The organism is Belliella kenyensis, assembly GCF_022549675.1.
GTDB classification, from domain to species: domain Bacteria; phylum Bacteroidota; class Bacteroidia; order Cytophagales; family Cyclobacteriaceae; genus Belliella; species Belliella kenyensis.
The window spans coordinates 256,127-272,190 of record NZ_JAKZGR010000004.1 but is presented as its reverse complement, the minus strand read 5'-3'; the positions used below and the strand labels follow the sequence as shown (position 1 = coordinate 272,190).

Annotated in this window: 13 protein-coding genes; 10 read left to right on the top strand and 3 right to left on the bottom strand. The window is 38.4% G+C overall.

Going from position 1 to position 16,064, the window contains the following annotated elements:
• The first annotated feature begins 5 nt into the window (after positions 1 to 5).
• The 10 genes from MM214_RS06075 to MM214_RS06030 all read left to right on the top strand — a co-directional run bounded on the left by MM214_RS06075 (position 6) and on the right by MM214_RS06030 (position 11,512).
• Positions 6 to 1,310: a tetratricopeptide repeat protein gene (locus MM214_RS06075; RefSeq protein WP_241293215.1), complete on the top strand. Its 1,305-nt coding sequence runs from the start codon at positions 6 to 8 to the stop codon at positions 1,308 to 1,310.
• Between the two features lie 86 nt (positions 1,311 to 1,396).
• The gene (lptC, locus tag MM214_RS06070; RefSeq protein WP_241293211.1) at positions 1,397 to 1,939 is read left to right on the top strand and encodes an LPS export ABC transporter periplasmic protein LptC; all 543 of its coding nucleotides are present in this window, start codon (positions 1,397 to 1,399) and stop codon (positions 1,937 to 1,939) included.
• Positions 1,940 to 1,944: 5 nt separating this feature from the next.
• Positions 1,945 to 2,154, top strand: coding sequence for a hypothetical protein (locus tag MM214_RS06065; protein WP_241293208.1), 210 nt, complete (start codon positions 1,945 to 1,947; stop codon positions 2,152 to 2,154).
• A complete protein-coding gene (locus MM214_RS06060; protein ID WP_241293205.1) occupies positions 2,154 to 3,440 on the top strand; it encodes a hemolysin family protein in 1,287 nt (428 codons plus the stop codon). Before MM214_RS06065 ends, MM214_RS06060 begins: the two co-directional genes overlap by 1 nt.
• Positions 3,441 to 3,514: 74 nt before the next feature.
• Positions 3,515 to 5,626: a peptidylprolyl isomerase gene (locus tag MM214_RS06055; protein ID WP_241293202.1), complete on the top strand. Its 2,112-nt coding sequence runs from the start codon at positions 3,515 to 3,517 to the stop codon at positions 5,624 to 5,626.
• Positions 5,627 to 5,741: 115 nt separating this feature from the next.
• Positions 5,742 to 6,008 carry a DUF493 family protein gene (locus MM214_RS06050; RefSeq protein WP_241293199.1) on the top strand — a complete coding sequence of 89 codons (267 nt, stop codon included), beginning with the start codon at positions 5,742 to 5,744 and terminating at the stop codon, positions 6,006 to 6,008.
• Positions 6,009 to 6,409: 401 nt separating this feature from the next.
• Entirely contained in the window at positions 6,410 to 6,637 is a 228-nt protein-coding gene (locus MM214_RS06045) for a 4a-hydroxytetrahydrobiopterin dehydratase (RefSeq protein WP_241293196.1), read from the top strand.
• Position 6,638: 1 nt separating this feature from the next.
• Complete coding sequence (gene rsmI, locus MM214_RS06040; RefSeq protein ID WP_241293193.1) at positions 6,639 to 7,328, top strand: 16S rRNA (cytidine(1402)-2'-O)-methyltransferase; 690 nt, start codon at positions 6,639 to 6,641, stop codon at positions 7,326 to 7,328.
• A gap of 263 nt (positions 7,329 to 7,591) precedes the next feature.
• Positions 7,592 to 8,392, top strand: coding sequence for an inositol monophosphatase family protein (locus tag MM214_RS06035; RefSeq protein WP_241293311.1), 801 nt, complete (start codon positions 7,592 to 7,594; stop codon positions 8,390 to 8,392).
• Positions 8,393 to 8,515: 123 nt separating this feature from the next.
• On the top strand, positions 8,516 to 11,512 hold the full coding sequence (locus MM214_RS06030; protein ID WP_241293189.1) for an AsmA family protein: 2,997 nt from the start codon (positions 8,516 to 8,518) through the stop codon (positions 11,510 to 11,512).
• 117 nt (positions 11,513 to 11,629) lie between these two features.
• Here MM214_RS06030 and MM214_RS06025 read toward each other — a convergent pair whose 3' ends face one another.
• Genes MM214_RS06025 through MM214_RS06015 form a run of 3 tightly spaced genes read right to left on the bottom strand, consistent with a single transcriptional unit; the run spans position 11,630 to position 15,933 of the window.
• Complete coding sequence (locus MM214_RS06025; protein ID WP_241293186.1) at positions 11,630 to 14,101, bottom strand: bifunctional UDP-N-acetylmuramoyl-tripeptide:D-alanyl-D-alanine ligase/alanine racemase; 2,472 nt, start codon at positions 14,099 to 14,101, stop codon at positions 11,630 to 11,632.
• A gap of 17 nt (positions 14,102 to 14,118) precedes the next feature.
• The gene (locus MM214_RS06020) at positions 14,119 to 15,180 is read right to left on the bottom strand and encodes a lysylphosphatidylglycerol synthase transmembrane domain-containing protein (RefSeq protein ID WP_241293183.1); all 1,062 of its coding nucleotides are present in this window, start codon (positions 15,178 to 15,180) and stop codon (positions 14,119 to 14,121) included.
• Positions 15,181 to 15,183: 3 nt separating this feature from the next.
• Complete coding sequence (locus MM214_RS06015; protein WP_241293181.1) at positions 15,184 to 15,933, bottom strand: segregation and condensation protein A; 750 nt, start codon at positions 15,931 to 15,933, stop codon at positions 15,184 to 15,186.
• Positions 15,934 to 16,064 lie beyond the last annotated feature (131 nt).

Here is a 16,064-nt window from a genome sequence, read left to right as displayed (position 1 = left end):
CACCTATGAAACTTAAATTTGTATTAGCCGGATTAGTGACCTTATTGGTAGCGGGATTTGCGCAGGCGCAAGACGGCTGGAATTGGCCATCTGATGAGCAGATGGAAAAAAAAGCAAGAGAGTATAATGCAGCTTACTCAGATTATCTAAATTCTGAACAATTTGTAGAAGCGACCAAACCACTTAACTGGCTGCTTGTAAATGCTCCTAATCTTAATGAGTCTATCTATATCAAAGGAGTAAACGTATACAATGGGGCTCAGGCAGCTACAAGTGATGCTGCTCAAAAAAGAGCTTATCAAGATTCTGTGATCACAATCTTTGAATTGAGAGAGAAGAATTTTGGAAGAGAAGAAGCATGGATTGAGAATAAAGCATATTACGCTTACAACTATTACAGAGGAGATAAAGCTATGGTGCCTACTGCGATCAAGGTGTTCGAAAGAGTGATCGAGGTCAATGGTGAGTTCCGTACGCCATCTTTACTTGGAGGATACTATGATTTGATTTACAGAAATTACTCTTGGAATAATGCCTATTCCAAAGAAGAAGTTGTGAACAAGTATGATGAAATAAACACCATGGTAGAAAAAGCTCAAGCCAATGGTGGAGATGTGTCTCAAGCAGAAGGTATTAGAGACCAATTGATCGTAGCTATGGATTTGATTGATTGTGACTTTATTGAGAAGACTTTAGGGCCAAAGTTCAAAGCGGATAGAAGCAATGAAACTCTAGCAAATCAAATCTTCAAATACTCTGTTCAATACAAATGTCTAAATACAGAGGCATTTACCATGGCATTAGAGTACATTGACACTAATAATCCTTCATTCTCAACTTCTCAAGTAAGAGGTATGAGATTGATGCAGAATGGTGAATATGAAAAAGCTCAACCAATTCTTGAAAAAGCAATGACTTTGGCGGAAAATGATTCTCAGAAAGCAGATGTTTACATGGATCTGGCTAAAATTCACGGTCAGGCCAATAGAAAGAGTGCTGCTAGATCTGCTGCCTTAGAAGCTTCAAAATTAGACGAGAGTAAGTCTAAAGATGCTTGGAGATTGATCGCTCAACTTTATATGGGTTCATTCAATGACTGTAAAGGTGGAGAAAGTAGAGCCAAAGATTACTCTGTATATATTGCAGCGTACAATGCTTATCAAAGAGCTGGTGACTCTTCAGGAATGGCTCAGGCTAAATCTAGATTCCCTTCCAAAGAGGAACTATTTACTGAGGGTTTGCAAGTCGGAGGATCTATCAACACGGGTTGTTGGATAGGTGAGACTGTGACTTTGGCGACAAGAGATTAAAAAAATCGACAGTAATTTGAGATATTGAAAAAGGCGGCTTTTTTAGCCGTCTTTTTTGATTTGTATGCTTTATGTATATTTGTCACATGACTAGGATTCAGGCAGTTTTTGTTTTCTTAATTATCATTGCACTTACTGCTTGTGGGGGCGAAGAGGATACCAGTTTTCTTGAATCTTATTTAGGCCCTACTTCCATAGCTTACGATGTAGATCTATCACATTCTGATAGTACTGTGATCAAAATCAACTTGAAAGCAAAAAAACAACTGGAGTTTAGCAATGGTGACAATGAGTTTCCAGAAGGGATTGAAATATTCTTCTACAACAAAGAGGGTGAGTTGACCACCACCATCAGAGCTGACAGAGGATACTATATCAGAAAAGAAGATATATACAGAGGGGAGGGGGATGTACAAGTAGAAAATCTTGAGAAGCAACAAAAGCTTGCTTCTGAAGAGCTGTTTTGGAATCCTACAAAAAAGAAAATTTATACAGAGAAATTTGTAACTATTCAAGATCCACAGCGCTTAATTAAAGGAACGGGTATGGAGGCTGATGAGTCTTTTAGTGAATATGAGATTTATTCAGTCATCGATAGTAGGACAATTATACCAGGTGAAGGAAATTAAATAAGATGAAGTTAAAAGATACTGTACTTTTATCATTGGCAGCAGCCCTGGTTGTGGTCGGAACACATTTGACAATCACTGTGGGTATCTCCTTGTCATATCCAGTTTTTATGCTTGCTGTAGCTATGCTCTTTTGGTACAGGTATCGAAAAAACGAACAGTTGATACAAGACGAAGAGTTGAAGGCAAAAGGGAAGCCCAAAAAGAAGAAATAATGGAATATGAATATTTATCATATGTGTTGATCACACTGGTCTTCTCAGCACTTTTTTCTGGAGGTGAGATAGCTTTCATTTCGTCTAACAAGCTTCAGATAGAACTTCAAAGTAAGCAAGGGCATCTTTCTGGAAGAATCTTAGCTAGATTTGTAAAAAAGCCAGGTCAATTTATTGGGACCACTTTGATTGGAAATACTATTGCACTGGTACTTTATGGTATATTCATGGCAAGTTTACTAGAGCCACAGATTAAGAATATCCTTCCAGCTGGCTTTGATAATCAAGCTACTGTAATGGTAGTACAGACTATAATCTCAACTATCTTGGTGTTGATAACAGCAGAGTTTATTCCCAAGAGCATATTCATGCTGAATCCAAACAGCTTGCTTTCAGCTTTATCAATACCATTTTTGATTATTTACTATTTGATGTATCCAGTGGTTTGGTTTGTAGTTGGGCTTTCGAGGTTTTTTATTACCAAAGTGCTAAGATTAGAATATAGTGAAGATAAGCCTGTTTTTAAGGTCACTGATCTGAATAGTTTTCTACAGACCAATGTTCAGCAGTCGGGAGATGATGTGAAAATGGAGGTGGATACGAAGATCTTTGACAATGCCGTGGAGTTCAAGACGATAAGAGTAAGAGAATGTATGGTTCCAAGGACGGACATTGTAGCAGTAGAAATCGATGAGCCCATATCTGAGCTCAAGGAAATCTTTGCAGAAAGTGGTCATTCCAAGATCATAGTGTATAGAGAAAGTATAGATGATGTCATAGGCTATTGTCATCAGCTTGAGCTATTCAAGAAACCCAAAACAATAGCGGATATTTTGACTCCGATCATCATTGTACCAGAATCTGCTCTTGCCAATGAACTGCTAATACAATTTATTCAAGAGCGTAAAAGTTTGGCTTTGGTTGTAGATGAGTTTGGAGGCACTAGTGGCATAGTCTCTATGGAAGATATTATCGAAGAAATATTCGGTGAAATCGAAGATGAGTATGATCACGATGATCTTATCGAGCAAAAAGTTTCAGATCATGAATATCTTTTGAGTGCACGTCACGAAATTGATTATTTAAACGAAAAATACAATTGGGAATTGCCATATGGGGAGTTTGAAACACTTTCTGGATTGGTTATTTCTTTGGCAGAAAATATTCCCAACAAAGGTGAGTCCGTAACCTATGGTCCCTACACATTTACAGTAGTGTCCAAGCAGGATCATCGCATAGATACTTTGAAAATCAAGGTCAATTTCACAACTATTTCCAAGAAGTAATTTATTGAGAGCGATAATATTTTGAATTATCCCTTAGATGTAATTATTTTGCGGCACTTCAAAAAACCAGAAGAATGGCATTAATTAAAAAAATCAGACAGAGAACAGGTCTTGCAATCGGTGTAATTGCAGTAGGCTTGATATTTTTCCTTGTAGGAGGAGATATATTGAGTCCGAATTCAACCCTTTTGGGTGGGAGTTCAAACAAGGTAGGTGAGATTGCAGGTGAAAGTATTTCTTATGAAGAATACGTTCGGAAAATCGAAGAAACCAAATTCTCTTTTCAGCAAAATACTGGAAGAACTCCTTCCGAAGCCGAAATGTATAGCATCCGTGAGCAAGCATGGCAGGCTCTAATTGTAGAAAGAGTTTTCAAAAATCAATATGATGAGCTTGGTCTAGTAATCTCTGATGAAGAGCTAGTAGACATGGTTCAAGGTGAAAACATCATTCCAGAGCTTAGACAGCAGCTGGTAAATCCTACTACAGGTGAATTCGATAGATCTCAATTGATCGCTTTCCTTCAAAGTCTGGAGTCTGCTGGTCCTGAGCAGCGAGCTTTTTGGGCTCAGCAAGAAAAGTTATTTGCAGATGCTAGATTGAGAATCAAGTATGATAATCTACTCTCAACCTCCGAATATGCAACCAAAGCTGAAGGTAGATTACAGCATAAGATGGCAAATACCATTGCTGATGTAGATCACGTATTTATTCCATTCTATGTGATTCCTGATGCTGATGTTGAAGTTACTGATTCAGAGTTGAAAAATTACATCAGCAAGCACAAAGACAAGTTCAAAGTATCCGATGCCGCAGATCTAGACTATGTTGTATTCAACCTTTACGCAAGTGGAGAAGATTCTACGGCTGTCATAGCGGATATTAAGAAGCTGACAGAAGAGCTTAGATCCTCTGATGCAGATTCAGTTTTTGCTATCAGAAATACTGAAGGAGCAAATCCATTTAGAACATACCTACCAGGTGAAGCTCTTCCAGAGTCTTTGACGTCCAATGTAGATGTGATTCAAGCTGGAGAAACTTATGGGCCATTTATTACTTCGAGATCTACTTATATCACCTACAAGATCACAGATAAATATGAAGGCACTCCAAGAATGAGAGCTAGTCATATCCTTTTTGGTACGCAAGGTCTGGATGATGCTGCTAAGGCGGAAGTGAAGTCTCAAGCTGAAAACATCCTAAAGGAAATCCAAGGAGGATTGAACTTTGCCACAGCAGCTACGCAGTATGGACAAGATGGTACCGCACAAAGAGGTGGAGACTTAGGCTGGTTCGCAAAAGATGACTTCGTAACCGAGTTTGCAGATGCAGTGTATGGTGCCAAATCTACAGGTTTGATCAATAAGCTTGTAGAGACGGAGTATGGTTTCCATATTATCAATGTCACAGAGTTACCTAAGAGAGAGACTTTCAAAATTGCAGCTATCGAATTAGAATTAGGCCCAAGCGATGCCACCAGAAATGATATCTTCAGAAAAGCTGATACTTTTGCTGCTCAATCTTCTAATGCTAAAGAATTTCAAGCAAATGCGCAAGCAGAAGGATACAGGGTGCTTCAAGCAAATGGTATAGGAGCTTTCTCAAGGAACTTAAATAATCAAACCAATGCAAGAGAGATCATTCGATGGGCTTTCAATGAGGCATCAGTTGGTAAAGTTTCTCAAGTATTCGAATTAGACAATACTTATGTTGTTGCGTTATTGAGAGGTAGATATGAGGAAGGTACCGCTTCTCTAGATCAAGCTAGAGCACAAGTAACAGTACAAGTTAGAAATGAAAAGAAAGCTGCAAAAATCGCAGATAGAATAAAAGGTAAAACTACCTTAGAAGAAATCAAAGCAGAATTTGGCGATGATGCTTCTTTGGATAATTCAGCAGACCTTACATTAGCAACGAGTGTACTTCCGGGTGTAGGATTTGCTCCAAAAGCAATCGGTGCTATCTTTGGGTTGAAAAATGCTGGTGATATGACAAAGCCAATCACCGAAGATGTGGGTGTAATCGTAGCAAAGCTTAATTCCATAACGCCTGCCAAAGATGTAGCAGATTACAATAGTTATCAAGCGTCCATTGCCCAAAGCAATTCACAAAGAACATCATACATGATCATGATGGCTTTAGAAGAGTTAGCTAATGTGAAAGACTATAGGTATAAATTCTTCTAATGATTAGAAAATAATAAGACAGAAACCCGTGACAGTATCACGGGTTTTTTTGTGACTGAATTTTATTTTATTTTTTCAGGTTGAATAGACTATAAGCGGTAACTTAGGGTTAATTATGAAAAACACATTCGATAAAGAAGCTTTCAAAGAAAAGCTTGAAGCACAGACCACATTTCCAGCATTATATATGTTCAAATTTATCGTACAGGCCGGTAAAGAAGACGAAGTGGCGGCATTGCTACCAAACAATGAGATGGAATTGAAAAGCTCAAGCAAAGGTACTTATGTGAGTGCTACTATAAAAGCTATGATGGGATCAAGCGACGCAGTACTTGATGTATATGAAAGAGCAGCAAAGATTGAAGGAGTGATATCCTTGTAGTGGCGTGATTTGTGTGGTATTGATAACTACTAACATATTTCCCTAAAGATTCTGCTAGTAGAATCATACTCGCATATACAAGTGTCAGATATTATTGGATATTTTCCATCATGAATCCAGTCTTTATTTATTGACCATTTGAGGATAAGTCGCTATCAAGGACTGATTTGTAAGTAATATTAAGTTAAAAAAAACACATCTTCTGGATGGAGGTGGATAAACATTAAAATTCAATATGGATATACGGAACTTTGCCAATAACATTACAAAATTCCGATTTATCTAACTTCCGATATAAATTGATATTGGATACTTATGGATATTGAGCATTAACAACCGGTTGAGCCAATGAATTGAAGTTGCTGGCAAAAAAGCGTATAATCAGAAAATTAAAAATGCATATGTGGCAAGAAAGAGATAATAAATTGATCAAAACTTTTGAATTCGAAGATTTTCAAGAGGCTTTTGCATTTATGACAAGGGTAGCATTTTTAGCAGAAATGCAAGGTCATCATCCAAATTGGAGTAATGTATACAATAAAGTTTCTATAGAGCTTACCACTCATGACGAAGGCAATAAAGTTACAGATAAAGACCATAAACTAGCAAAAGCGATCGATGCGATCTGATATGAGTGAAGAGAAACACATTAGTCTATATTTGATTCCCACACCGATTGGTAATCTAGGAGACATTACATTGAGGGCAATTGAAGTTCTAAGATCTGTAGATGTTATTTTGGCAGAAGATACTAGAACCACTGGCAAGCTCCTAAAGCACCTAGAGATTCAAAGACCTCTTCAAAGCTATCATATATTCAATGAACATAAGACGGTGGAGAAGCTTGTAGAAAGGATGGAGAAAGGTGAAGTATTGGCACTTTGTAGCGATGCAGGTACACCTGCCATTTCCGACCCTGGTTTTTTGCTTGTAAGAGCTGCTAGGGAAGCTGACCTAGAGGTCAATTGCTTGCCAGGTGCTACGGCTTTCGTTCCCGCACTGGTCAACTCAGGATTACCCAACGATAGATTTGTTTTTGAGGGGTTTCTTCCACACAAAAAAGGAAGGAAAACTCGAATAGAAAACCTGATTCATGAAGAGAGAACGATGATATTCTATGAGTCCCCACACCGATTGATGAAGACTTTGGTGCAGTTCTCCGAAGCATTTGGACCAGACAGAATGGCTTGTGTTTCAAGAGAGTTGACCAAGCTATATGAAGAAAATATAAGAGGGACCTTAGAAGAGCTTATCAGCTATTATGAAGAGCATCCTATCAAAGGAGAAATCGTCCTTACCGTACAAGGCAAAACCAAATGATTATTAATCCAAATGCATATCCGCAAAGAAGCCAGTAACCAAGTCACAATTTGGGATATTCAAGATCCAGAAATTAATAGATAACTGTCCGATGTGGCGGGCTGTATCTGCCTAGACGGAAAAGTTACCAGTTGATACTAATTCCGAAGTAATCTATTATTTGTATGCAATACTTCTTCTTGTATAAAAGCGGATACACTACAATTCTAAAAGGGGCTTTGACTAATAAAGACATTACACCTATTTAAACTTTGAAAGATATTATGATTGATTTGAACCTGATTTTGGATCAGACTAAAAGCATAGCAAAAGAAGCGGGAGCATTTATTAGAAGAGAGCGTCAAGTTTTTGACATTTCAAAAGTTGAGTCAAAGGGACTCAACGACATGGTTTCTTATGTAGATAAAGAAGCTGAAAAAATCATTGTAACCAAGTTGAGTGAGATTTTACCTGAGGCAGGTTTTATAACAGAAGAAGGTACAAAATCTGATGAAACCAAGGCTTATACATGGATCATAGATCCACTAGATGGAACGACTAATTTTATCCACGGAATTCCTATATTTTGTGTAAGTATAGGATTGATGAAAGATCAAGAGATAGTGCTCGGCGTGGTCTATGAAATCAACCTTCACGAATGTTTCTATGCTTTGAAAGGGCAAGGGGCCTACTGTAATGACACAAAAATCAAAGTAAGCAATGCTCCAAGTCTATCAGAGTGTCTCATAGCGACAGGCTTTCCTTACAGTGCTTTTGAAAGTATTGATGAGTACCTTGCCATACTCAAATCATTGATGCAGAAATCTCACGGATTGCGAAGGCTTGGTAGCGCTGCGGCAGACTTATGTTATGTAGCGTGTGGAAGGATGGACGCATATTTTGAGTACAACTTGAATTCCTATGATGTTGCGGCAGGGTCTTTGATAGTTCAAGAGGCTGGAGGCCAAGTGACTGACTTTCGAAAAGGTGATGATTTCATTTTTGGGAGGGAGATTTTAGCCAGTAATGGCAAGGTTCACGAGGAGTTTTGGAAAGTTCTTCGGCAGCATTGGAATATTGAATAGCTCGAAGACTTTTTGAGAAGAGTTTCCCATTCCTAGAACAAATCTTCAAAAACTTGCCTGAGAGTCATGATCTCTAATGGTTGATTTCCGTTGAATAACAGTATAAATTAAATTTTCGAAAACATGAAAAAGGCAGTCTATATTATACTTGCGATTTTTGCATTTCTACTCGTAGCATTAGTGGCTACACCTTTTATCTTTAAAGATAAAATCTTGGAACGTGTGGACAGAGAGATAGCAGGATCTGTCAATGCACAAGTACATTATGATTTTAGAAACATCAGCCTCAGTGTATTTCGGAGGTTTCCTGATATTAGTGTTACCTTGAGGGATTTTGGTATCACAGGAAATCCCCCCTTTCAGAATGACACCTTAGTCCATGTGAATAGGATGCAGGTAGATTTTAACCTTTGGTCCATTTTATTTTCAGATGTCCCTTCATTGACAGGGGTACACTTAGATGGGGGAAGTCTTTATGTTAAGGTTTTGGAAGATGGTCAAGCAAATTATGATATAGCCATTCCCTCAGAATCTCAAGAAGTATCTGAGAGTAATTTTCAGATTAATATTGATTTGATAGAGCTTAACAATTTAGACTTTATTTATAATGATAGAAGCTCTGGGTTCTTCATGGCTTTGGGAAATGTCCAGCTCGAAGGAAAGGGCGATTTCACTGCTGATCAATACCGATTACCAGTGACCATGGAAGCCTTGATAGCAGATGTCACTTTTGATGGGACCAATTACCTAAAAAACAAGAACTTTAAAGGAAAAACTGCCATAGATGTAGATATGGCTAATATGAAATTTGCATTTGCTGATGGTGATTTTCAATTGAATGATTTCCTATTTGATCTTTATGGACATGTTGCACTTCCTTCGGATGACATTGATTTTGATTTGAATTTTGAAGGAAGAAATAACACCTTCAAAAGCATCCTTTCATTAGTGCCAGGTATATACACCGAAAGTTTCTCAGGATTGAATACGTCTGGGACAATGGACTTCAAGGGGTTCTTTAAAGGAGTCATGAATGAGACAAGTTTCCCATCCTTTGATATAGGTCTTAAGATAGTAGACGGTATGTTTCAATATCCTGATTTGCCACGTCCAGTGAGTGATGTACAGCTAGATATGCAAATTGTAAATACGAGCAATAACCTTGACCTAACGAAAGTTCACATTCCGACATTTTCTCTGAACTTTGGAAGCAACCCAATTTCAGGGAATCTGCTTTTAGAAAATCTAGTGACTTATGATATAGATGGTAGACTTGTGGGCAAGTTGAACCTAGAGGAAGTTACCTCAATTTTCCCGATAGAAGGAATGGCATTGAAGGGTATGTTAGATGTGAACGCCACTGCTAAAGGGCGCTATGATTCTGTCGCAAATATGCTACCAGCTATCAATGCCAAAATGCTGCTTAGCAATGGTTTTATCAAAAGTAATGAATACCCTGCACCGATAGAAAAACTCAATGTAAATGCGAGTATTGTCAATAACTCAGGTCAGATGACGGATTTTTTGGTTGATTTAAGCAAATTTGAATTTGAACTTGAAGATGAAGACATCACTGGTAATCTACAAATCAGAGATTTTGAGCTACTTCAATGGGATGGAGCTATTCAAGGGACTGTCGATATTGGGAAATTGATGGCCATCTTCCCCATGGACAATACCATCATGGAAGGTAAAATTCGTGCCGACTTAAACTCTAAAGGTTCTTATAAAGATGTCGAGCTCGAAAGGTTCGATAGACTGGATACAAAAGGGAGTTTAGGAGTAGAAAAATTTTATTATACTTCTCTTGATCTTCCTCAAGGTATCAGGATCAATGAAGCACAGGCAGATTTTACTCCAGCAAGAATTAACCTATCGAAGTTTGACTCGCGAGTAGGAGAAAGTCCCTTGACAGCTACTGGATTTCTATCAAATTACATGAATTATTTATTGAAGGAAAATGAGACATTAAAAGGGCAGCTTAGCTTAGAGTCAAGTAAATTCAATGTGAACCAATGGCTAACAGAATCAGACGCTGCTGAGGAGTCAGAGCTTTCTGTTATTGAATTACCAAAGAACATAGACTTCACCATGTCTGTGAATGCAGGGGAAGTGATTTATGACAATTTGAACTTGAAGCAAGTGAAAGGTAATATGGCACTTAAAGATGGTGTATTGAGCTTTAGCGATGCGTCGATGAATGCTCTGGGAGGACAATTGGTGATGAACGGTTCCTATGACCCAAGAGACATTACAGCGCCGAAGTTTGACTTCAACTTCAATGTAATAGACCTAAGCATTGCTGAGGCATTTGATAAGCTGAATACAGTCAAGGTCCTTGCCCCTGTAGCGCAACATCTTACAGGTAAATTCTCCACAAAAATGGACTTTTCTGGACTTTTGGGTCAAGACATGATGCCCATACTTTCGTCACTTGATGGTAAGGGCGTCTTACGGGTACTAGAAGCAGCTTATCAAAATAGTCCGCTAGTACAAAGTGTCACCAATCTCACAAGGCTAAATGACACGAATACTTTACAGTTTAGAAACCTAAATTTACCTGTCAAAATTGATAATGGGGTATTGAACCTAAGCCCTGTTGACCTTAGGTTATGGGATTATCAAGCCAACGTTCAAGGTAGTACAGGTTTTGATGGAAGTATTAATTACCTCCTCAATATGCAAGTTCCAGCAGGGAGATTTGGTGCTCAGGCCAATAATTTACTGGCTACTATAGCAGGGACAGAAGCTAATGCTTCAACTTTGATTCCTGTGGCAATTACCTTGGGTGGGACATATGGAAACCCCAGAGTTGGCTTGGCTGGTGGAAATTCCATAGAGACATTACTCACCAATGCCCTAAGATCTCGAGTCAACAATGAACGAGAGAATCTTCAAGCTAAAGCTACAGAACAATTCAAGGCAGCAGAGGATAGTGTGAAAAATGAATTAAGATCTAGGGCTGAAGCGCTGCAGGATTCTGCCAAAAGAGAAGCAGAGCGTAAAGTGGCTGACACCAAAGACCGGGCAGTGGAAGAAGCCAAAAACGTACTTAAAGGGGTGCTAGGTAACAGAAATAGACCTGCTGCGAAGCCTGATACTACAAAATCTGGAAATTAATACATAAAAGCCTTCAAATCTACACTGATATTTTTGAAGGCTTTTTCATTTAATCTATAAAATATTAAGATTGGTACATTTCAACAGATGATTTTTACAATCTGTTTTTTAGGGAAATTAATCCAAGTAATACACTCTCTTTACCCTGCTGCTGATGTTTGTGAGCAGTTCATATGGGATGGTCCCTATGTTCTTTGCAAGCTCTTTAAGCGATATACCAGGGCCATAGATAAGAACTTCATCACCTTCTTTGGCATTGATGGATGAGACATCCACCATACACATGTCCATGCATACATTGCCTATGATTGGAGCTTTTTGTCCATTTATCATCACAGATCCTACACCATTGCTAAATCTGCGATCATATCCATCCGCATACCCTATGGCAATTGTGGCGATTTTTCCCGCAGCTTTCAATTTCCCCCTTCTACTATAGCCAATTGTTTCGCCTGCTTCAATATGCTTAATTTGAGATATGGTTGTTTTCAAGGAAGAAATAGACCTTAGTGATGTATCATGTATTCCATTGACCTCCACTCCATAAAGGCCGATTCCCAACCTCACCATGTCGAATTGATAGGCAGGATATCTTATGATTCCTGCAGAATTGAGCGCATGTCTAAGGGGTAAATGACCCAGAAATCCTGCAATTTGTTCGCACATTTTTGAAAACAAAGCTAGTTGCTTCAAAGAAAAATCCTCATGCTCAACATCATCTGCTCCCACTAGATGTGTATACAAGCTAGTGACCTGTAGCTCAGGGAATCGCTCTGTCAATACTTTAAGATCTCCTAATTGACTCAAGTCAAATCCCAGTCGGTGCATACCTGTATCTAAGTCAAGATGAATTTTCATCTTAAAGTGCTGGAGTCTACAATATTTACCTAATTGTATAAAAAATTCAGGACTGTAAACCACTGGCTCCAATTCATGCTTCTGTAAAAGGTGAAAGGATTCCTGAGCGGGATTCAATACCATGATTGGAAGACTTATTCCTTGTTCTCTTAATGCGACGCCCTCATCGGTATAAGCCACAGCCAAATAGTCTGCCTTCAGCTGTTGGAGGTGATTTGCTATTTCAATAGCTCCACCACCGTAAGCAAAGGCTTTCACCATTACCATGATTTTGGTACTTGGCAGAATTTTGGTTTTATAGAAGTTGTAATTATGAGTCAGAGCATTTAGGTTGATCTCCAAGGTAGTTCCATGTATTCTTTGTTGCAGTTTATTGACAACTTTTTCAAACTCAAAAATCCTAGCACCAGTCACCAAGATCAAATCATTTTCAAAAGCATCTTCCTGTAAGCCTTCTAGCAAGCTAGCAGTGTCTTGAAAGTATTGCTGCTCACAGGATAGACCCGTTTTCAAAAGATGAATATGTTGACCCACTCCTATGAGAAGATCGATTTCATGAAATATGATTAGCTTCTGAACCTCTTGGTAGACCTCCTCCACATTTCCGACTTGCATCAAGTCAGAGATGATCAGAACCTTTCTGTTTTTGGGACGCTGTGCAGCCATGAAATCTAAAGCAAGTTTCAATCCTGCCAAATCATTGTTGTAGGTATCATCGATGATAAGGCTCTGATGATAACCAGGCTTGAGGGTCAGCCTCATGTCTACAGCTTTGAGAAAGTTTATCCCCTCCTGAATATCAGATTCTTTCATTCCTAAGGTGATAGCTCCAATGATTACGTGCCGAATATTCTCCAGTGAAGCCTCGTCAAAAAATGGCACTTGAAAAGTAAACATGCCAAAATCTGGTTTAATCAAGATGATTTTAGTGTGTTCTGAGTCTCTTTTTATCGATAAAGTGTAATCTGACCCAGGATTGTCAGACCAGGCTATTAGCTTTTCTTGGTCAAAATGACTCGTCAAAAAACCCTCGACTTCCCTCTGATCTTTTCTATAGATTATGTATTTTGAATTGATAAAAAGTTTTGACTTCTCTTTCAATTTTTGCTCTTGTGAAGCAAAACCTTCTTCGTGTGCGGTTCCGATATTACTAAATATCCCTATGTCAGGCTTGATAATATTTTCCAAGACCTGCATTTCTTTTGGTTTTGAAATCCCAGCCTCTAGAACAGCCACTTGGTGATAAGCCTCAATACCAAATACAGATAAAGGGACACCTACTTGGCTATTGTAACTTTTTGGGCTTTTGGCAACTGAAAATTTTTGACTCAACACTTGGCCAAGCCATTCCTTGATGATCGTTTTTCCATTGCTGCCAGTGATAGCAAGCACTGGTCGATCAAACTGATCCCGCATATAAGTCGAGAGCTTTTGGAGAGCGATTTTTGTGTCAGAAGCTCGAAACAATACGACATCTTTTTCTATCTCCTGGGGGGTATTGTAATCTGATCTGACCAAGAAGTGCTTTACTCCTGCTTCTACAAGACTTGGAATAAATAGGTGCCCATCAAATTTTGCCCCTCTTAAAGCTACAAATAGGGTATGTTCAGGCTGAATCACAGAACGTGAATCTATGATTATCGTCTGAATAACTGGATCTGTATCCGTCAAATCAACGTTATCTTCACCAAGTATTTTTCTAATATTGGCGAGGCTAAGGTTTTGTATCATTTATAAAGAATCGAATTCTAATTTTTCTTTTTCTTCTTTTTGAAAAACACTTGCTTGATCCACTTAGGTAGAAATATGGCTCCTAAGATCAAGTAAGGATAATAGGTGAGCATTCTCCAAAGTATGCTTGTCACAAATGTATAACCACTCAAGAACTCTCGGAAAAACTGAGCAAAGAAAAATTCTGCCGTTCCGCTGCTACCAGGGGTAGGTGATATCATCATCACAATCCACATAATCACCTGTCTAGCAAAGACAATTATATGGTCCATCCAAGTCAAGCTTTCGTAGGAAGATATCAGAGCGTTTAACATCAGATACCTCGAACTCCAAATAAATATAGTAGCTCCTATTATAGGTAACCAATATTCTTTCTTTTTGCCCTTTAGTTCTTTAGAAGCTTCTATGATTTGATTTCCATAATCATGCGCACTATGTTTCCATTTTTGAAGCCACTTGATGGAGTAGATTTTGAGTAATACCCATTTGAAAACCCTTGGTCTATAGAATAGCGCAGAAGCCATGATGATGGAATAAATGGTATATAGAGCATAGCTAGCCCAGAAAAGGATTTCTAAACTATTGCCGAGTCTCATCTCCATTATCCTTGAACTTGGGAAAATCTCGCCTTTTGCTAGGAACAATATAATCGGTGCTCCGATGACAAAAAACAGGTTATCAAGTATAGCCGTTACCATGACGTAAGCTATGGCCTTGCCTAGTTTGATACCTTCTTTATTGAGGATAAATATGGCCACAGCCGTACCGCCGACGATAGAGGGAGTGACTGCTGAAGCGAACTCCCACAGAATGATCACATACAATGCTCGCGTCCAAGTCAAGTGCTTGTCTGTGATCGTTCTTATCCTATAGATGTACCCTATATCTCTAAAGAGTATAAATAGAATAGCTATGAAAATACCATGAAAAGACGCATCAAATACACCTCTTAATGTCTTTGCGTTGACATTTGGGTCTAAGTAAAACATTAAAAACACTATTCCAAGACCAATCAATACTGGTACCCACACTTTGTTGGGATTGAGTGTCTCGAAAATCTTCTTGTTGTCTAACTTCATACCTTAAGCCGCATTGATGGGCTCTGTTTTTTCCACCCAGAAATTATTGAATCCTTCTCCTATCCTGATAGTAACCACAGAAAGCTGAAGGAGTTCCAAAATTGCCAAAAAAGTATAGATCACAAAAATCTTATCGGGTTTGTATTCGATAAATTCAGTGAATGGGACTCGATCTCTGAAACTGACTTTTTCCAAAACAAAATCTTTTTGTTGCTCAATCGTGTAAGGATATTGAATCACGGTGTGTTTGGTGTCATCGGTTCTTGAAGCAAATTTTGACATCACACGCTGGTATACTTTCAGAAGTTTGTATAAATCCAAATCTTGAACTTCTGCTTCTACGTCGTCAATTTTGGAAAGTTGCTTAATCTCCCTGGCAATATTACCTCGCCTCTCTTTTGACATTCTATTTTCTTCCAAAGTAGCGAGATCTGCAATAACAGATTTATATTTTTTGTATTCAAGTAAATGTCTGACAAGCTCCTCCCTTGGATCTACCTCTTCGCCTTCATCGTTTAGTTGAGGTCGTGGGATGAGCATTTTAGATTTGATTTTCATCAAAGTCGCTGCGAATAGGATAAATTCACTGGCTATCTCGATTTCCATTTTTTCCAATTGGTGGATGTATTCAAGGAAATCATTGGTGATCTTAGAGATAGGAATATCATAAATGTCCAGCTCATCTCTTTCGATGAAAAAGAGCATCAAATCGAATGGCCCTTCGAATAGTGGTAATTTGATCTCGAAACTCACTGGATACTATTAAATTTATCTTAATTTTGCATTCCAAATGCTTTCAAAGATATTTAAATTAATGCTAAATTTAATAAGTGGAAGGAAAAATTGGATTGCTGGCTTGAATCTTGAGTCGTTGAAAACAATCT